Annotated in this window: 13 protein-coding genes and 1 pseudogene; 3 read left to right on the top strand and 11 right to left on the bottom strand. The window is 39.4% G+C overall.

The annotated features are described in order from the left end of the window. Nucleotides 1-2: 2 nt before the first annotated feature. Nucleotides 3-527 carry a hypothetical protein gene (locus tag QVC79_RS00070; protein WP_124315876.1) on the top strand — a complete coding sequence of 175 codons (525 nt, stop codon included), beginning with the start codon at nucleotides 3-5 and terminating at the stop codon, nucleotides 525-527. A gap of 20 nt (nucleotides 528-547) precedes the next feature. Continuing rightward, entirely contained in the window at nucleotides 548-1,363 is an 816-nt protein-coding gene (locus QVC79_RS00065; protein ID WP_124315875.1) for an outer membrane beta-barrel protein, read from the top strand. Between the two features lie 352 nt (nucleotides 1,364-1,715). Here the strand turns inward: QVC79_RS00065 and QVC79_RS00060 are convergent, their stop codons facing one another. From QVC79_RS00060 to QVC79_RS00030, 7 genes are all read right to left on the bottom strand, one after another. After that, the gene (locus QVC79_RS00060; protein ID WP_124315874.1) at nucleotides 1,716-2,807 is read right to left on the bottom strand and encodes a TlpA disulfide reductase family protein; all 1,092 of its coding nucleotides are present in this window, start codon (nucleotides 2,805-2,807) and stop codon (nucleotides 1,716-1,718) included. 157 nt (nucleotides 2,808-2,964) lie between these two features. Further along, the gene (locus tag QVC79_RS00055; RefSeq protein ID WP_151412105.1) at nucleotides 2,965-4,491 is read right to left on the bottom strand and encodes a DUF4998 domain-containing protein; all 1,527 of its coding nucleotides are present in this window, start codon (nucleotides 4,489-4,491) and stop codon (nucleotides 2,965-2,967) included. 2 nt (nucleotides 4,492-4,493) lie between these two features. Next, nucleotides 4,494-5,768, bottom strand: a complete 1,275-nt coding sequence (locus QVC79_RS00050; protein ID WP_183312867.1) for a DUF4959 domain-containing protein — start codon at nucleotides 5,766-5,768, stop codon at nucleotides 4,494-4,496. 112 nt (nucleotides 5,769-5,880) lie between these two features. Then, entirely contained in the window at nucleotides 5,881-7,812 is a 1,932-nt protein-coding gene (locus tag QVC79_RS00045; RefSeq protein WP_124317018.1) for a RagB/SusD family nutrient uptake outer membrane protein, read from the bottom strand. A gap of 18 nt (nucleotides 7,813-7,830) precedes the next feature. Then, nucleotides 7,831-11,301, bottom strand: coding sequence for a TonB-dependent receptor (locus QVC79_RS00040; protein WP_287642414.1), 3,471 nt, complete (start codon nucleotides 11,299-11,301; stop codon nucleotides 7,831-7,833). Between the two features lie 73 nt (nucleotides 11,302-11,374). Then, entirely contained in the window at nucleotides 11,375-12,547 is a 1,173-nt protein-coding gene (locus tag QVC79_RS00035) for a FecR family protein (RefSeq protein ID WP_124317014.1), read from the bottom strand. Between the two features lie 76 nt (nucleotides 12,548-12,623). Further along, entirely contained in the window at nucleotides 12,624-13,136 is a 513-nt protein-coding gene (locus QVC79_RS00030) for a sigma-70 family RNA polymerase sigma factor (RefSeq protein ID WP_229782934.1), read from the bottom strand. A gap of 171 nt (nucleotides 13,137-13,307) precedes the next feature. On the opposite strand from QVC79_RS00030, the gene QVC79_RS00025 reads away from it, so the two are divergent. Further along, nucleotides 13,308-14,939 (top strand): DUF8614 domain-containing protein, encoded by a 1,632-nt coding sequence (locus QVC79_RS00025; protein WP_124317013.1) that lies wholly within the window; start codon nucleotides 13,308-13,310, stop codon nucleotides 14,937-14,939. Between the two features lie 61 nt (nucleotides 14,940-15,000). Here the strand turns inward: QVC79_RS00025 and QVC79_RS00020 are convergent, their stop codons facing one another. The 4 genes and pseudogenes from QVC79_RS00020 to QVC79_RS00005 form a co-directional block, all read right to left on the bottom strand. Further along, a complete protein-coding gene (locus QVC79_RS00020; protein WP_270594760.1) occupies nucleotides 15,001-15,972 on the bottom strand; it encodes an alpha/beta hydrolase in 972 nt (323 codons plus the stop codon). A 242-nt stretch (nucleotides 15,973-16,214) separates the two neighbouring features. Next, nucleotides 16,215-17,840: a hypothetical protein gene (locus tag QVC79_RS00015; protein ID WP_124318261.1), complete on the bottom strand. Its 1,626-nt coding sequence runs from the start codon at nucleotides 17,838-17,840 to the stop codon at nucleotides 16,215-16,217. Continuing rightward, nucleotides 17,837-18,637, bottom strand: coding sequence for an ABC transporter ATP-binding protein (locus QVC79_RS00010; protein WP_270544958.1), 801 nt, complete (start codon nucleotides 18,635-18,637; stop codon nucleotides 17,837-17,839). The genes QVC79_RS00015 and QVC79_RS00010 overlap by 4 nt, the downstream gene beginning before the upstream one ends. A 247-nt stretch (nucleotides 18,638-18,884) precedes the next feature. Further along, nucleotides 18,885-19,691 (bottom strand): annotated as a pseudogene (locus QVC79_RS00005) (KilA-N domain-containing protein). Nucleotides 19,692-19,816 lie beyond the last annotated feature (125 nt).

The following is a 19,816-nucleotide window of genomic DNA, read 5'->3' as shown; positions in this document are numbered from 1 at the left end:
ATATGTCGATACTTAAAATTATACTTATCGGGATCCTCTGTCTGGCTCCGGAAAAAGACGGTTGGGTGAGAATAAACGGGGATAACTACATCTCGTTCTCGTTCCCCAGTCGCGGAGAACGCTTTAAGAAAGAGGTAAATAACATGCGATCATGGATATTCCAGACCAAAAATATTACCTGCGTGTTCGGAGCCGTTTGTACCCAGCTCACCAAAGAGAAAGGCGTGCTGGACGAGTACACGATCAACCAGCTATACATATCCATGAAAAAAGAATCTGTCTCCATGCCCACGGCAAAACTCACCGGGGAGAAAAGGATTCCCGACGTGGACATGGACATCCGGGAAATATCATACACCATCATGAAAGACGAGGAAGAAATGACGTATTTCAAACGATTTATCTTCCGGGACAATTGCATGTACCAACTCACGATAGGCGGGAAAACTGAAGACTTGGAAGAACTCGAAAGCCAGAGAGACAAGTTTTTCAACTCGGTCAAATTTGATCAAAACACGCGTAAATAAACAGCTTACAATATAATATCATGAAAAGTATTATTATCACCTTGACCTTATTATGCAGCTTTTCCTTTTTTTCTCAGGCAGAAAAAACGAATCAAGCCGATACCATAAAGAACGTACATCTTCAGGAAAAACGAGAAAAAGGAGAAGTTTGGAAAACGCAAGTGTTAAGTAACCCTCTCCATAGTAGGGTATATCAACGCAGCCAAAATCCGCGTTTCCGGGGACACTGGAGCGGTTTCAACCTAGGCTTTGCCGATTTCTCTGTCAGTAACGAACAACTGGATGGAGCCGGAGACTATTTAGATTTGGAACGTAAAAATTCGCTCGTCATGCAATTTAACATGTTCCAGTATAGCATGCGCCTCAACAAGCTAAACAACATCGGTTTAGTTACCGGTTTGGGATTAGAGTATCAACGTTTCCGCTTTGCTAACAAAAATAGTATTAAACGTGGTGACGGCGGGCAAATCTACCCGATGGAAGTAGAAAATGTCAAAAAGAGTTCTTTCAAGAACCTTTACCTGACCGTACCTCTTATCTTCGAATGGCAATTCCCAGCCAAGAAATACCAACGTGCCTACGTGGCAGCCGGAGTGATGGGCGGTTTAAGATTACATACCAAAACAAAAGTCGTTTACAAGAATGAAAACGGTGATACCCGTCGCATGAAAAATTCCGGTAATTATAGCATGAACCCGGTAAAAGCGGATGCCGTGGTTCGTGTCGGGTATTACAAACTGGCATTATGGGGAAGTTACACCATCACAAACATGATGGAAAAGAACAAAGCCCCCGAAATCCACCCGTACACGATCGGGTTTGGGGTTAATTTCTAAAACATACATAACAGGAGACCTGATTTAATGACACCATCCATAAAATTGTGTAAATAATAACTCGAATATGATATACCCGAGTTATCATTTACACAAAATTTTGGATACTACCCTGTAGTTCTTCGAGTGCTTACTCCGAAATTCACTTTTCTACGGTGTTTGGAGGAATTTTTATTTCCTTTAGCTAAGATACAAAAACATTATCACACTATTAATCAATTGATTGCAATATATAAAGCCATTTCGCAACTATCCCTATTTAATAGATATCCCTTTCTAACCTAAAAACTTATTCAGGAAATCCTCATCTTTATGAACGGAAACTTGAACCTAAGACCTATTGGACAACTTTCTACTTACTTTTCTTCAAGAATTCACCTATTTTTCTCTGTAAATCTTTACCGAATAGATTTTTTGCTATAATTTGATTTTCTGCATCTAACAAAATTATAGTCGGTAATTTTTTCACATGATAAAGATCTGCCACCCGATGATTTTCATCAAATCCATGTATCCAAATCATTCCGTCTTCAATCAATGTCTTCATCCATTTTTGTTTATCATTTCCGACAAAAACACCAATCACTTCCAAACCTTTCAAATGATACCTTTGGTAAAGGTCAAGAAGTTCTACATTTTCTTGACTACAAGCAATATCTTCACAAGACCAAAAATGTATTAATTTCAATTTACCTTTTAATGGATACAAAGAAAGTGAATCTCCAGTTGATGAAAAAAGTGTAAAATCAGGAGCGACATTCCCTTCTGTAAGACATTCCCATTCCTCAATATAAGTTTTAATAATGCGCCCAGGAACAGTCTCCTGTGCCGCTTTCGTCAAAAGCATATATTTATCAATCAAGAATTTCTCCTCCAACTGTTTCATTTCATGGAAAATCACATAAGCAGCTGCATAAGAACTTGAATATTTCTGTAATAACATTTTTTCTTGCTGAAGAGCATTCTCCAAAACATTCTCTAATTGTTTCTGTAAAATTTGCATCTTTTTTTTATCACCTTTCTGCTGGGCCTGCTTAAACTCCTCTTGTATTCTATTCTGCCCTTCCAACAAATCAATATTTATTTTACTAAATTGATTCAAAATATCCTGTTGTTCTCCCCCCTTTATCAACACACCTGTTTTTCCTATATTCAACATAAAATTGACATTCTCAAGAATTAACGGAATATAATTTTTACTATTAGGAACCATAATATAAGCAGATAATGGTCTCTCTACTTTTCCCGTAAAAACAAAAGCACCATTCATAATAGAAGTTGTATCCAATACTTCTAATTTACCTTTTTCATCACTCATTAAAAAGAGAGTCCCTTCTAATATTCCATCTATTTTACCACTTATTTGAAACCCCCGCTCTTGGGCTTTACCAATAAAAATATTACATCCTAAAATAATAAATATTACTATTGCTATTTTTTTCATAATTCTTCAATTAACTCTATTGTGTTTTTATCAATAACAAAACTTTTTGGAAGTTACAACATTATTAACCGGTTCATAGAATAATAGACAATCGAATAAGGCAGATAGAGGAACTATGAGTTCCCTATCTGCAATGTCACTAACTCATACCCATTCCCTATTTATAAGGAATAAGACCTGACAATGTCATGTTAAAATTAAGAGAACTATTATGCATTCTATCGCTCAGCGTTGCTTTTATATATTTAACTGCATGAGGTTCAGCCATAGGAATCAACGTACTCTCTCCCGAACCTATTCCTAACATATTTTCTCTCATGTAACACATTGGCGTCCAACTTACATTATCAGAAGATACTTCAATTGTAATTTTGTCAGAAACATAATATTTCTGAGAAGATGATGTTGGGCGGTATAATCTTTGAACTACTTTTATACCTTTTATAACTTGTACCTCCTTTAAGGTTATTAATATTTCATGTGTTCTAGGAGAAGTTGCAACACTAGGTTCCCACCACGTATCCGGATTATTGTCCAATAAATTAACCAATTCTTGTGCATCCTCAGAATCTCCCTTTACACTTAAATCTTTAATAGAAACGATATCGTCTCCCTGGATATAATTCAAATTTGGTAAAGTCGGATTCCCTTTTTTATTGATATAAGGCCGAGAAATATTAAAATAATGCTCATTATATTGATCAACTTGCAAACCTCGCACTTTATTTAACAAATCCAAACACTCCAAACTTCTTGTTTCATTATCTAGTGTACTAATATCTACAGAATTAGGATTCAAACCACTAAGATAACGATTTTTCCCACATACAATCTTTTTAAGATTCGAGCAATAGAATAAATCTTCAAATGAAACAAGATCATAATCAAACTCTAATACGGTAACAGTATCAACAAAACGATCAAAAAGCAGTTTCTGTTCTTCATTTTCATTTTTTAGTCCATAACGTTGTTGCAATACAACTTTAAAATCCGAAGAGTATATCCTTTCATTTGTTAATGAATAATCAGCAAATGTGATAAGATCCGTACATCCCTCCAATTTCCCTTTACGAGTGACAATTATCGGTTCTTTTGTATTTACACCTTCCAAATGAATCAGCCCCTGTTGAGCCTCCTCTTTCACCAACAAATGTTCTTTCTTTTTATTATAGATATCTGTATAACAAAGTTTTGCCTCAACGATACTATCATTCCAGTTATCTATAAAGAATACTAAATTATTATCTATAAAATAATGTTTTGAAATTATTCTCGAAAAAGAACGTACCGCCTCATGCTCATACGAATAAGGTCTAGCATAATCCGTAATAGGCAAAGATTCATTTCCATTCTTATCTATTGCACAAACATCTATACGATAAGTATTATCAGCAAGATTTCTAATATCACATGAAGTCATATCACTAGTTAATAACGTATCATGTTTCATTCCATCTGCTTCCCATGAAACTTTAATTTTATCAACCATAATATCCATGCTATTTACCCAATCTACCTTCAAACGGCGCCAACCGGGCTTTACCAACATTTCGGAACATTTACCTACATAACGAATTTTCCCATCTCCAGCATAATCACTATACGTATCTTCTAAAGTTTCATTGCAACCCGCCAATAAAGCAAGTAAAATTCCCAAATACATTATATACTTTACTCTTTTCATTGCTAATCTCTTTTTACATAAATTTCCAATTCCTGAATTGCTACATAATTTTCTGTATTTATAACAGTTATGACCGGAGTAGAACCACTAAAAAACACATATTTAAACAACTCTTTGATTTCCAATTTCATATAACGATATTTCACCATGTTATCATCACAAGGTAATTGAATTTCCAAATAAGCAGGGGTTGCACCGACCAACTCTTCTTCAGTTAAATAACCGACAAAATTCTGATTTTTTTGACTAGTACAACGTTCAGACCATCGATTTTTAGTAAGTGTTTCCGAATCTTGAGAAAAAGATCCCAATTCAACCCAATTATCCCCATTTTTATCATTACTACCATATAAAATTACATTACAAGGTAATTTATCATCATACACTCCCCGAAATATTTCATATACTGAAGATGTATATTGAGTACTAAACAATGGCCAACCAAGACTCTTTAAAGTTCCATAAATCCTTATAAAAGCTGGAGTCCGTTCTTGTTCCAAATCAAATATTAAACTTTTATTTTGAATCATAGGACCTCCTAAGAACGAGTAAAGTTCAGGAATCTTTCCAGCTTTCAATCGTTGTTCTCCCTTTGTATCACCATCAAACAAATATTTAGCTCCAATCTTTTCTTTCTCATTCTCTACTGAACAACCATCTTTATCGATAAAATTCATTTCAGTAAGTTGTAACTCTTCTACAGAATAAATATCAACATCCTTCCAAATCTTCTGTTTGACACGATAGCCACGATAATCTTCCGTGCGGAGAACTACTGTAGCCTTATCCAATTTCTGTTGCAATACAAACTCTAACGTATCTCCACTTAAGGTGATTGGAAAACTTTTCAATAAGATTGTATCACTTTTTTGTGTAATAGGATTAGTGCCCAAGTACATAACATGAACCATTCCCGATGTCTGACGAGAAGCTCCATATTTTACTTGAAAACCATTCCAATAAGGTAAAACTTCTGCACCATTAAAGAAAGAACAAGCAGCAGATTCTTCGGTATCAAACACCACATCTATAGCTTTCGATTCATTATTATTTCTATCAACAAGAGAAACACGAGCAGGCACATTCTTTTCTGACTCATTAAACCCATCAATAACTAATGAATCCCCTACATAACTACCCACTTTCAACACTTCCTCTCCCCTAGCGTCACGATAACGAAGTTGAATTCCAAAAACATCCTCCCCAACAGGTAAAGTATAAAACATCACCGCACCTCCAGGTATTGGTTCAAAACGAATATTTTCTTTCTTCATCATGACATCAAAAAATTTATTATCATCATGACATCCCCCTAAAAACAATAGTATAATAAAATATAGAGTATATTTCATAATTAAAGATTTAATATGATTTTTATTAACAAACATACTACCACCCAGGATTTTGGACAAGACTAGACATTAATACTTCTTCAGCCTTTATCGGAAATAAATAATCACGTGGCGCTGTAAATTTACATTTACTCCACACAATCACGGGACCATTATAATCATTATAAAACGCTTGTGCATTTTCTCCCAAGACATTCCAACCATATTGTTTCTCGTTCAATTCTATATGAGCAGTTTTCCAACGACGCAAATTCCAAAAACGGTGTCCTTCAAGAGCAAATTCAAGATTAATCTCACGCTGAATAATATCGCGCATCCCATCTCTATTATCCACTTTCTCCGGATTATTCGAATACGACTTCCACGCTGTAACAACATCAGGAATTCCAGCTCTTTCCCGAACTTTGTTAAGCGGAGAGTAAACTCTAGCATCTGGTTTTTCTAAATACTCGTTCCAAGCTTCTGCCTGCATCAAGTAAAGTTCTGCTAACCGAATAATAGGCAATGTTCTATTAGCACTAACCACATATTCTTTTGTTGTTAATTCTGACTCTAAGAATTTTTTCCACCAATATCCGTTTATATTTTGAGCAACAGTACTAGAAACGATGTCATACTGAGAACCAAAACTCTCTCCCTTATAAGCCTCAACCGTTAAATTGTAATTAATTTCTTGGCCTTTAGGCCCTCTTTGCCATTTCGTGCGATCTGCCGCAATACAAGCATAAAAACGAGGTTCACGCCGCAAATGCAATTGCAAAACATCAGCATTCGTCAATACAATATCAGTATAATCGGGATCACTTTCCATTCCCATATAATACCGAGAAGAATAATTCCATGTTTTATCCATATCTATCGGTAACCCTTTATCTGTATAATACATTTCAACCATTTTCAATGAGGGAGATAAACTCCCAAGAACGGCTGAGTTAAAATGTTCTGTATCTTCAGGCCTTAGACGAGGAAGTAGTAATTCCGAGAAACCCGCAACACTTTTCCATTCTAAAATAAATTCTTGATTATCAAAATCTGAAATAACACTTTTTTCGATATCCTCCATATGATTCAGAACCTCAGAATGATTACTAATAGTACCGGAACACAATGCATGTCCTGCTTCCACTGCCACTCTTACAGCCTCATCAGCAGCCAATGCCGCCAAATGCCACTTCTCATGATCATAGCTCGTGCTAAAAAGCGGCTTACCTTCTTTATCCAAAAAATCAGAATAAAATTCATTTCCATTAAAAAGCGGAGATGCCGCATAAAGTAAAGCTCTCGCTTTTAATGCCAATGTCGCCTCTTTACTAAAAAACGGTTTACGGTCAAACGGTTTTTGATTTCCTAATAATAAATCTTTAGCAGCTTCATCACACAAACGCACGAGCGCATTAAAGCAAGTATCAACATGAACACGTTGCTGGCGTAATTCAGACATATCAATATCTACGGAAAGATTCTTGGGAACAAGTACAATGGGGCCATAATGACGCACTAAATCAAAATACACATAAGCTTTTAAAGCTTTTGCTTCTGCCTTCCATTGCCGTTTTTCCACATCTGTCATATTATATACCGCATCTATATTTTCAATAAATATATTAATATTACGCAGAATCTGGTAATACAACAATCCAGAGGAACTACCCACGTTATCCCAAACATTTCCATATGGTTCTTGAGACATCTGTAATCCTTCACTTATCTTAAATCCCCCATATCCTCTATTCCGAATATACTCACCCGTAGTAACCTCATCCGTTCCAAAATAAGCAACATTTTTTGCTACATTAGTAGCTAAATCTTTAGTTGCAGTATATGTACCAAGCAACCACTTCTCAGCATCCTTTCGCTGTTCAAAAACTGTTTCAACAGTTTTTATATCATCTTCTGGCACCATATCCAAATAATCACAACCCGTGATAAGAAAAGACACTGATAAAAAAAATAAATATATACGTTTCATCATTCTGTCATTATAAAATTAAAAACTTAGATTTAACCCCAAAGAAAACGTCCGTTGAATTGGATAATTAAACCCACTATTACCTAATTCAACATCCCATATTTTAAAATTTGAAATTATAAATGGATTATTAACGCGAGCGTAAAATTTCAAATTCTGCATCTTAATTTTTTGCATCAATCGTTGAGGCATATTGTATGCCAATTCAATTGATGTACAACGCAAGAAACTACATTCACGCATAAAATAGGTACTTTTTCGAACTTCCTTTGATGCCGCCCAATTTTCCTGAGGATTATGAACATTTATGGACTGAGTAGAAAGACGAGGCCAGAAAGGGTGTTCTTTCATGTTATCTTCACTCCAGTGGTCATTATAAATCTCTTTCAACATTGCCCTATCTCCCACAAAAGGATTGATTTGCATCGGATCCATAAAAAATCCTCGTTTACCCGATCCTTGAAAAGCAAAATTAAATTCGAAATTTTTATAATTAATAAAACCACTAAATCCATAAATCACTCGTGGTGTTTCAGGAAACCCTATATACGTTGCATCTCGAACGTCTATCACACCATCCTCATTTAAATCTCTATAACGAATATCTCCTGGCATTATATCTCCACCTTGAACCGGTGAATTATCAATTTCCGCTTGATCTTGAAATAATCCCTCCGCAATATAACCTATTGATTGTGATATTTCCTTTCCCTTTTTACGTTGCCAAGATGGTTTATCTATAGCTTCTTCTATTTCCAGATAAACTGCTTTACTATACGTAAAAGTTCCGTTTAATATTATCCAAAAATCATTACTAAAAGCGTGTTGAATTTTACCTGATAAATCTATTCCCCTCGAACGAGCTTTCCCTACATTTGCTAATTGATATTTTTCCAATCCAACTGTCGCTGGCATTGTTATTCTATAGTCAATAATATTATGACGTATTTCCTGGTAAATATCAGCATTTACCTCAAACAACCCATTAAATAATTTTGTTTCAATACCTAAATTCACTTGTTCTGCAATTTCCCACTTGATCTTACTATTAGGATAAGACACTAACCTATCTCTATCAAAATTACCCCTATTGGGACGGGGATCTGTTACAGTTTCAAGAGAAAGCGTTGGTAAATGTGTAAAACGAGGAGAAGAGATAATTCCATCGTTCCCCACTTCCCCCCAAGAAAGTCTAAACTTCAAAAAGGATAACCATTTAGAAGCCCCTGCTAAAAAATTTTCTTTTGATGCAATCCATGCCATTCCTACAGCTGGAAAAAATCCCCATTGATGCCCTTTGTCAAAACGTTCTGATCCATTATATCCAAAACTAGCTTCTAAAAAATAACGATCACGAAAACCATAAGTCCCTCGCATAGCCAATCCCATATTTCGGTGAGGAATTGCCTCTAAAACACCTGCCACAGGAGAACCCGTTGATTCTTGCATATTAAAAACACCTGTCAAACTTGTCTGATGCTCTCCCCATGCCGCTGTATGTAATCCTCGAATCTCGTATGTAGTTTGCGTTGCTTGAGTATCATCTCCTCTCACGGCACTTAATGTTCTCTTTGCAGTCTCTGCATTTAATGGATAAAGTTTATGCTTCCCTGTTTCAAAATCATACGAATCTAAACGATAAAGAAAAGGTTCCGTTTGGAAAGGTGTTGTATAATATCCCGTCCTATTTAAAGAAACACTAGCACGAACTTCTAAACCTTTAAGCAACTGTGACAAATTTTGAATATATTCTGCACGAACTGTAGCTGAATACCGACTACGATCCATATATCCTTTATGAAGATTCATGTAAGGATTATTTCCTCCCGCTGCTGACATACCAAAACGAATATGCGGCCAATTATAAGTTTCATCAGCAGGATAAATTACGGCAAAATTAACAGGACTTGCCGTAAAAGCTTGATAATAAATATCCTGAACATTTTGCAATGGACCATGATATTTATCAAGAGAAGCAGAAGAAGAAAGCAATAACCTAATTCCCGCACTTAAATCAATATTTAAGTTTGCCCTGAATGTCATTGTATTATTCTTCACATTACAATCAAATTGATTTAATTTTTCTGTTTTCAACATCCCTTCGTCACGAATATAATTAAGGGAAGCATAATACTGAATAACCCTCGAACCACCACGAATATTCAAACCCATATGATGATTTATAGAATAATCTTTAAAAAGAATCTTATACCAATCATTGGCAGGATAAACAAATGATGGATAGTTAGGATTATTCGTTCTCTCTATACGCTCTACACTATATTCTGGAGTTGCATTAGGATTACGAGCCATAATTGCCTGATTATACATTTTCATATAAGTAACAGGATCTACCACCTCTATTTCACGTGTTGGCATAGATGCAATAGCCTCATAACGTAATGAAGTATACACTGATCCCTCTTCACCTTTTTTCGTTGTAACCAAAATCACACCATTAGCTCCACGAGCCCCATACATCGCTGTAGCAGAAGCATCTTTCATGACACTAAAAGATTCTATATCTTCAGGTGCGATACGAGCTAAATCCAATTTAGAAGATTCTACTCCATCAATCAAAATTAGAGGATCTATATTTGCCCCTGACTGAAAAGATGTTATACCACGAATGTAAAACTTCGTATTCATTTCTTCTTCTGTCAAAGCTCCTGGAAGACCACCTGTCTGCCATGCAATCATACCGGGAATTTTACCAGCAAATTGAGTTGTAAGATCGCTACTCGATGATCTCAACGCCTCTGGGTTCACTGTTGTAATAGCTGCAACCACACTCTCTTTTTTCTGTTCCCCAAAGGCAACGACTGTCACTTCCTCAATATTTTCAGCAGTCGGATTTAACCGTATATTTATCTTTGTTTTCCCTTTAATTTCAACCACTTCCGTCTTATAACCAATAAAAGAAACCCTCAATGCATCATCAGGACGAACATTAATCGTATATGCACCCTCAACATCTGTTGCCACTCCTTGTGTTGTTCCTTGAATTAAAACGGTTGCTCCAGGAATCGGATTCCCTTTTTCATCAACAACACGACCAGTTATCGTTATTAACTTCACTTGAGGTTTTTCCGTCGCTTTTCTTTCTTTCAGTGTTACTACCCCTTTGTTATACTCAAACGTAAGAGGAGTTCCTGTTAACACTTCTGTCAAAACATCCTTCACCTTCTTGTTTTTCACATCAACGCTTACCTTAGGAACTTCTTTCATCTGTTCCGCATTATAAAGAAAACGTAACCCCGTCTGTTTTCGAATTGCATCAAACAATTCGTACAGATTCACATCCGTCAATTTTAACGTAACGGTTTGATCTTGTGCCATGGTTGGTAAAGAGGTCAAACCTACGAGAAAAATGATCAAAACCATTCGTAATTTCATCATTTGCCAAACTTTTTCTCGTGCTTTCCCAAAGAAATAGCACGATCCTTTCTTTTTTTTCATAACTTTGTTTACAAATTTTGTGTTAAACATGGTAACGACCTTTTGCAAGAAGGCGGTTACTGGTTATTACAATCTCCGGAGAGTCGCCACAACTCTCCGTTTTTTATTTATTGCTAACAATAATCGTTCGATCTTTCACGCTGAAATGCACATCCGATGTCTTCTCCAAGAAGAACAACAAATCCCGAATATCAGCATAGCGCTGCACGTTCCCGTAGAACCTGACATCTTTCAATGAATCATTCTGGAAAAAGACGCTCACATCATACCAGCGTTCAATTTTTTCCATGATGGATTCCAGCCTTTCGTTCACGAACACCACATCCTGATTCTTCCAAGCAATATAGGAATATACATCCACATCTTTAATTTCAACCTCCCCCGTGATCTCGTTGGCCTCTCCCAGTTGATTCGGTTTCAGCCTCCGCTCCGGGGTCGAAGCATTTGCCCGGAAGCCAACAGCCCCGTTTACCAGCACCACTTGAATCCGTTCTTTATGGTAGGTATTCATATTGAACTCGGTACCATAGACCCGTAAACGATAGGCCCCGGAAGTGACAAAGAAAGGTTTTGTAGTATCCTTCTTTACACTAAAATAAGCCTCTCCTTTTAATTTCACATGACGCTCTCCCGAAGTGAACTTTACCGGATATTCCAATTCTGACTCCGCGTTCAACCACACCCCTGTCCCGTCAGAAAGCGTCAGGAAGAACTCCCCCCCACGAGGAACGATAACCTTGTTATATATCGGTTTCTCGGTTTCCACGTTTCCCGATTGATTATACACGAGTGCCTTATTCGTGTCGATCGCCACCACGGAACCATCCTTTTCCACGATATTATCTGTATTTTTCGTCAGATCAATAACTTCTCCGGTAGAAAGGACCAATCGAGCCTGTGGATAATTCGCTCGTATGATCGGTGTATTTTCCGCCAGCATATTCTCTTTAGCCGGAGTTGACATAAACAGATACACGCCACCCAATGCCACCAGAACAGCCACGGAGGCCGCCACCCGAAACCCGATTTTCCGAATCTTTGCCCGGCGAATCTGTCGAAATAGCATTGCTTCTCTATCCTCCACGTGAACTTTCTGTTCCCGATTCGCCCAACGAATAAATAAGGCATCTTTTTCCAGTTGATGATAGACCTTCTTATTTTCCGGACTATCGTTCAACCATTGCTCCACGGCAAAACGCCCTTCCTCATCCAACTCCCCGTTGAAATAAGCCAGCAAGCGCTCTTCCGTTTCTTGATCTAATAAACCATTTCGCATAAATCATACTATTTTTCATCAATAGTACCGGAAACATTAAAAAAGGTCTAATAGATTTTTGAAAAATTTTTAAATTTTATTTTCGAGTACAGAAAAATAACAGGAATCCTGCGAATAACTCCTCATTCAATCGCTCTCTCAATTTCTTAACCGAGAGACCCAGCAATGTTTTTACCGTGGAAACTGAGATCCCGTAACGCTCGGCCACTTCCCGGTATTTCAATCCCTCGACAAACACCCCGTTCACGACATCCCGACTTCTTTCGGGTAATAACGCAATCTCGTCCAACACCTTCGACACGATGGCGTCATGATTCTCATTATACTCTTCGAAAGCTAAATCCACGTGGTCCAAGTCCACAGCATGATGAAAAACATCTTGCTTATCCATCCGGTTCAGACAACGGTTACGCACAGACACGTAAAGCAAAGAGGCCAAAGTAGAAGGGAAGAAATTCAAGTAAACTTTATTATTCCAAATGGAAAAGAAAAAATCCTGCACGACATCTTCTGCCATGTTCACGTCCCGTAAAAACGTATCAGCCCACACGACCAAGGGTTTATAATAGGCATCAAATAACAACTCCATCCCCTTTTGATTTCCGGAACGAAGTAAATTACATATTTCTTGATTCCTATTTTTCTCAGAATCGTTCACCTTATACATCCTAAAAATTAATGATCACGACTACCAATCACAAAGGTAACGGAATTTTTTATAAATTCGTCCCTCAAATACTCAAACACAAATTTTATAAAAATGAGAAAACTATTCCTACTTCTATCTTTAGGTGTTTTCTTGTTCTCTTGTAAAGAGGCCAAGAAAGAAACGAAGCCAAGCCCCTACCAAGCGCTTGCAGATCAGTATGCTGAATTCCCGTTAACAACGGATTTGAGCCAATTGACCGACAACGAGAAGAAAATGATTCCCATACTTATCGAAGTCGCCGATATAATGGAAAACATTTTCTGGCAAAACGCTTATGGAGATAAGAGTGCATTGATGGCACAATTCGCTCAGGATTCTGCCGCTCTGAAATATCTTTCCATAAACTATGGTCCTTGGGATAGATTAAACGACAACAAACCTTTCATCGACGGCGTGGGAGCAAAACCTCTTGGAGCAAACTTCTACCCGGCTGACATGACGAAAGAAGAATTCGACGCGCTGGATGATCCTCGCAAAACGGACTGGTATAGCGTTATCCGTCGGGATGCAGTCGGAAAGCTTATCGTGCTTTCATTCCACGAAGCTTACCCGGAAGAAGTGGCAAAAGCATCCAAATTACTGGAAGAAGCTGCCGCACTAGCTGAAGACCCGGGATTGAAAAACTACTTGGCATTAAGAGCAAAAGCCCTTCTGGATGATGATTACCTAGCCAGTGATTTAGCATGGATGGACATGCAGAACAACACGTTGGATTTCGTGGTTGGTCCCATCGAGACTTACGAAGATCAACTCTACGGGTATAAAGCTTCTCACTCCGGACAAATCCTCGTGAAAGATAAAGAGTGGAGTAAACGCTTGTCTGAATACGCTCAATACTTGCCCAAATTACAGGAAAATTTACCGGTTCCTGCCAAATACAAAAAGGAAAAAGCAAATGCTAACCCAGACATGAACGCTTACGACGTGATTTATTACGCCGGAGATTGCAATGCCGGAAGTAAAAATATCGCTATCAACCTGCCGAACGACCCGAGAGTACACGCGGCGAAAGGAAGTCGTAAACTACAATTGAAAAACTCCATGCAGGCCAAATTCGAGAAAATGGTTGTGCCGATTTCCAAATTGTTAATTACGCCCGATCAACAAAAACATATTAGTTTTGATGCTTTCTTCGAAAACGTGATGTTCCACGAAGTCGCTCACGGGCTAGGAATTAAATACACGCTGAATGGCAAACAAGACGTTCGTTCCGCCCTGCAAAACTACTACACCTCTATCGAGGAAGGTAAAGCGGACATCCTTGGGTTATTCTGCGTGACCAAACTTGCAGAATGGGGTGTATTGGAAAACAAAGACCTCATGGATAATTACGTGACTTTTATCGCCGGAATCTTCCGTTCCGTTCGTTTCGGTGCTGCCAGCGCCCACGGAAAAGCTAACATGATGCAATTCGCCCATTTCATGGAAAGCGGAGCTATCAGCAAAGATGAAACCACGGGATACTACACCGTAGATTTCGAAAAGATGAAAAAAGACATCGAAGTGATTGCCGGAGAATATATCACGATCGAAGGAGACGGAGACATCCAAAAAGCGACTAAATTGGTTGCAGAAAAGGGTATCGTTCCCCCGACCTTACAGAAAGACTTAGATCGTATCGCGGGAGCTAACATCCCGAAGGATATTTTCTTCAAACAAGGAACCAAAGTTCTAGGGTTATAATCCGGAATGATATTATACAAAATACCCAAGTTCAAAATCAACATGAACTTGGGTATTTTTATTATTTCAAATATTCACGAAAGAAAGATTCTATCCTGTCAAAAGGAATAACATTTGCCTGATTATCGTACAAATCCACGTGGCTTGCACCGGGAATAATCAAAAGTTCCTTGTTGTCACCTTTCAATTTTTTGAATGCATCTTCACTAAAATAGCGAGAATGAGCCTTTTCACCATGAATCATAAGCACGGCATTCCGTATTTCATCGCTGTAAGCCAACAAGGGCATATTAATAAATGAAAGTGACGATGTCTTATTCCAGCCATTATTGGAATTAAGTGAACGTTTGTGGTAACCACGCGGCGTTTTGTAGTAAGCGTAATAATCCTTCACGAACTGCGGGGCATCATCCGGTAATGGATCGACCACTCCCCCGGCTAGTTCATACGTGCCATTCTTGGCATCAAGTGTACGCTGGGCATTGAGTTGCCGACGAAGCTCATACCGTTGGTCGGCATCCATCGCGTCAAAATACCCGTTGGCATTCACGCGACTCATGTCATACATCGTGGAAGTAACCGTAGCTTTAATACGCGTATCCATCGCGGCAGCGTTAAGAGCCATACCACCCCACCCGCAAATACCTAAAATTCCAATACGTTCAGGATCAACATCATCGCGAGTCGAAAGAAAATCAACGGCAGCACTGAAGTCTTCCGTGTTAATGTCCGGCGAGGCCACGTACCGGGGTTGGCCTCCACTTTCACCCGTGTAAGAAGGATCGAAAGCGATCGTCAGAAAACCACGTTCCGCCAGCGTTTGCGCGTAAAGCCCGGACGATTGTTCCTTGACAGCCCCGAAAGGACCGCTCACCGCAATGGCTGCCAATTTCCCCTCCACATTTTGGGGGATATACATATCCGCGGCAAGCGTGATACCGTACCGATTACGGAATGTCACTTTCTCGTGAACTACCTTGCTGCTCTGTGGAAATACCTTATCCCATTCTTTCACTAATTCTAACTTTTCCATATTCTTCTCTTTTACTTGATTTGTACTTGTTTGGCCGCTTACGATTGTTCCGGCAAGGAGCAACATTCCTGTTACTACAATTGTCTTTATACTCATACTATTTCAATTTTAAATGTCATACCCATTACTTCTAATTTTATGATGTAAAGGTATGAGATTCAAGCCGTACAAGTTGTATACAAATTACCGTAAAGATTACCACTTTTACGGTTTCTATTCAGGAACGATTACCCTCAAACATATTAATAGTTAGAAATCACCTTCCGCCAAGAAACGCGGCATATCACGAATTCCATCAAGAAAACGAGAAACGACATCACCACGATAGCTCCCCAGATTCCAAACCACGACAACCGCATAGCCAGCGTATGCGCTCCCCCGACAAGAACCAGCATAAACATCAGTACAATAACCCGCAACATATTCCGCCCGGAATCCATGGAACTTTTCTCTTTCGAGAATGGAAAAAGCATCCCAGAAAACCATAGATAAATGTAACTCACCAACGTACTCACGACCAGAATAAACAACAAGTCCGGAAGAATCACCCAGTCCAGCATCGTAACAAAAATCCCGCAGAGCAACACGTAAACCGGAAGATAATATTTCACGAACAAAGCCTTGAAACACCCGAGGATCAAGGCCCCCGGACGCTCCAACGGCTTGGAACGATAAAGCCAAAGTAAATCCCCCTTATCCGTAATTGACATATTCATCTGGATTCCGATACTAATCATCGCCATCATGTAAAGAGGCATATAATAAGCAATGCCGCCAGCTTCCTCCTGTCGTCCCTGATATAAAAAGAAAACGGCCAAGAACATCGTGTAAATCATCATGGGCAAAACGCCTTGTCTGAACTTCAAATTATCACGGGTCATACGCCATCCCAAGACAAACCCGGTCACCTGCATCGGGTTCCGACCAAACACCCGTGCTAAACCGTAAAGCCATCCCTCCTTTCCCCCCTTACGTTTCTTGCTCACGGGTGAGTACGAATTCAACACCCCCGCTTTTGCCGCAAAATAAGGAGCAAGATAAGCCACCGTGATATAACCAAGCACGACAACAAGCCCTACCCCGATCAACGCCAGCAACAAGGCGGGTCCCGTCGGTTGCTTTACCATCACCGTCAAGGACATAAAATAACAAGGTGGCGTAAAATACATCCAAGTCCCCGGCCGAAACATATCCAATTGAATATTATGAATTAACTGCCCGACCAACTGGTAGCTCAAAGCCACCCCGGCAATCAATACTACCTGAACATAACTCATCACCCGCTGAAACCTCTCCACGGAAATAAAGCGCATCACCCCAAGATAAATAACATTAGCAAAAAGCAACGTGAAAATCGTGTTCAGAAACACGGAAATAATGAAAAAAGCCCCGGACATCACCCCTTTCCAAAAACAGACAATCACCAGTGGGATCACCGACATACAACCGGAAAGAAAAAACATGTACACCAGCATCGACACGAGACGAGCAACCAGTATCGTTTTAGAATTCACGGGCAAACGCTGCAATATATGATTATCGTTCCCGTCAAAAAGAATTCGGGAATATTCCATCATAAAACTCATCATCAACATCAGAAACAGGTACGACTGGAATAACAAAAGCGACACCCCGAAAGCTCCCGACGCTATTCCCGTCAAGAAAAAGATCGGCCCACAGATTCCGAGTAAAATCCCCTGCCTCATCAACGCATTCGATGCGTTTTTCTTGTTCCGTCCACTCCGGTCAATCCGGTTATCCACCGTCAGTTTCACCGTCACGATGGCCAGCATCCGGTCGAAATCAACGCCCATACGGGTAAACACCCCTTGAAAGAGCCGCAGAATTTGTGCCACCACCTTAATCATGACTCCCTGTTTTCAAAAGCGTTTACAATCTGTTCCGCTTTCTCCGACTGCCCCGTGGCTCCTATTAACTTCGTGAACAATCCCTCCAAAGAACTCGTTCCGGCCTCCTCCATCAACTCCCGAACCGAACCGTTAGCGATAATCGTACCTTCGTTAATCAAAATCACCCGACTGGCTATTTTCTCCACCACATCCATCAGATGTGAGCAATAAAAGATCGTTTTCCCCTCTTTCGCCAAGCGAGCAATGACCTCCTTCACGATAATCACCGCATTAGCATCCAACCCGTTCAAAGGTTCATCCATGAAAATCACTTCCGGGTTATGCAGCAATCCCGAAATAATATGCACCTTCTGTTTCATCCCCTTTGAGAAATTCACCATTCTCTCGTCCCGGTTCTCCCTCATCTCGAACAACGAGAGCAACTCGTCAGCCTTCCGGTTCACCTCCTTCCGGTCCAGCCCGTACATGGCTCCGATAAACTCCAAGTACTCCATCGGGGTCAAATGCTCGTACATCACGGCATTCTCCGGGATATACCCGATCCGTTTCTTCACCTCTATATCATTTTCCCGAACATCATACCCCAACACGTCCACCTTCCCTTCAAAATCCTCCAGTAACCCGCACATAATCTTCACGGTCGTGGACTTCCCCGCCCCGTTACTCCCAAGGTAACCGATCACCTCTCCCGGCCGGATTTCCATATCGATACCCTTCAACACGTGTAAAACCTCTTTCCCCTTGGGAAAACTCTTTTTCAAACCGGTCACCCGGATCACGCAATCATCTGCCATATACTGACATTATTAATTATTCTCTGAACACATCATGACAAAGATAAAGGATAATTTAAGAAATGAGCATAAAAATTCCCCAAAAGCAAACACCTTTGGGGAACTCTCTTGGACATCACTCGCCGGATAAGCCTGCGCTAGCAATGACGGTTCCACCATTGGGTTCGTTCTTCATCCAACGAAATCAATACCCCATGCTTACCCGTTTCATCCACGGCAATAACTAATCCTTGCACTCCATAATTCTTTATTTAAGTAACTTACGGCTGCTATTGTCACCACTTTCCAATATACTCATTTGATGAATGGTTATTTGGTTTAGCTTAACAAGACGCTCTCTTTGTGTCATACACTGTTCGATAAACACTGCATTCAGGTTCTCCATATTCGACAAGCAAATCAGTTTGTTGATAGTAGCATAATCACGGATATTTCCTTTCAGTTCGGGATTGGCTTCCCGCCATTGTTTTGCCGTCATACCGAACATCGCCACGTTCAGGACGTCGGCTTCATTGGCATAAATAATGCTCACTTATGCCGCTGTGACTTCTGCCGGAATAAGGTTTTTCTTTATAGCATCAGTGTGTATACGGTAATTGATTTTCGACAATTCACGCTTCGCCGACCAACCGAGTAGCCTTTGCTCTTCAGTCTTTAATCGTTGGTATTCCTTAACAAGAAGTAATTGGAATTTAGGAGAAATCCACATACCGAAATGGTATGCAATATCCCGATGTGCGTACGTGCCGCCGTAGCGCCCAGCTTTAGAACGGATACCAATTGCATTCGTCCGTTCTATCCACGTTTTCACCGAAAGTACGAAATTGTTGCTTCCCGCCGCATTTTTAATTGTACCGAATTCGGTACAATTAAAATCAGGGTTATACAGCATTTCCCATTCTCCAAGGTATTCGATCGTGCTTTTAAGACTAAGCCAACGGAAGATAATATGCTCTTGCAGTTGACTTCTTGCCATATCCGTAAGGCTGATGTAGTCTTCTTCATCGTACTTGACTACACTAATGTCTGTATTTTGAACGGTAATTTTTGCCATTGTAATTGATGCATTAAGTTTCAATCACCAAAGTCGCTATAATTTATAAGATTATATCCTTTTTAATTGATTAAAATAAACACATAGCGAAAAAGTAAATTTGGGCAAAGCGTAGCGAATTAGCT

Source organism: Butyricimonas sp. (genome assembly GCF_019423355.1).
GTDB lineage: Bacteria > Bacteroidota > Bacteroidia > Bacteroidales > Marinifilaceae > Butyricimonas > Butyricimonas faecihominis.
Note: the sequence above shows the minus strand (reverse complement) of the source record. Positions and strands in the feature narration are given on the sequence as shown.

Coding starts and splice junctions, on each gene's coding strand:
- QVC79_RS00035 (WP_124317014.1), bottom strand. CDS start 12,547: ATGCGAAATGGTTTATTAGATCAAGAAACGGAAGAGCGCTTGCTGGCT.
- QVC79_RS00065 (WP_124315875.1), top strand. CDS start 548: ATGAAAAGTATTATTATCACCTTGACCTTATTATGCAGCTTTTCCTTT.
- QVC79_RS00010 (WP_270544958.1), bottom strand. CDS start 18,637: ATGGCAGATGATTGCGTGATCCGGGTGACCGGTTTGAAAAAGAGTTTT.
- QVC79_RS00050 (WP_183312867.1), bottom strand. CDS start 5,768: ATGATGAAGAAAGAAAATATTCGTTTTGAACCAATACCTGGAGGTGCG.
- QVC79_RS00055 (WP_151412105.1), bottom strand. CDS start 4,491: ATGAAAAGAGTAAAGTATATAATGTATTTGGGAATTTTACTTGCTTTA.
- QVC79_RS00025 (WP_124317013.1), top strand. CDS start 13,308: ATGAGAAAACTATTCCTACTTCTATCTTTAGGTGTTTTCTTGTTCTCT.
- QVC79_RS00020 (WP_270594760.1), bottom strand. CDS start 15,972: ATGGAAAAGTTAGAATTAGTGAAAGAATGGGATAAGGTATTTCCACAG.
- QVC79_RS00070 (WP_124315876.1), top strand. CDS start 3: ATGTCGATACTTAAAATTATACTTATCGGGATCCTCTGTCTGGCTCCG.
- QVC79_RS00045 (WP_124317018.1), bottom strand. CDS start 7,812: ATGAAACGTATATATTTATTTTTTTTATCAGTGTCTTTTCTTATCACG.
- QVC79_RS00015 (WP_124318261.1), bottom strand. CDS start 17,840: ATGATTAAGGTGGTGGCACAAATTCTGCGGCTCTTTCAAGGGGTGTTT.
- QVC79_RS00030 (WP_229782934.1), bottom strand. CDS start 13,136: ATGGAGTTGTTATTTGATGCCTATTATAAACCCTTGGTCGTGTGGGCT.
- QVC79_RS00040 (WP_287642414.1), bottom strand. CDS start 11,301: ATGTTTAACACAAAATTTGTAAACAAAGTTATGAAAAAAAAGAAAGGA.
- QVC79_RS00060 (WP_124315874.1), bottom strand. CDS start 2,807: ATGAAAAAAATAGCAATAGTAATATTTATTATTTTAGGATGTAATATT.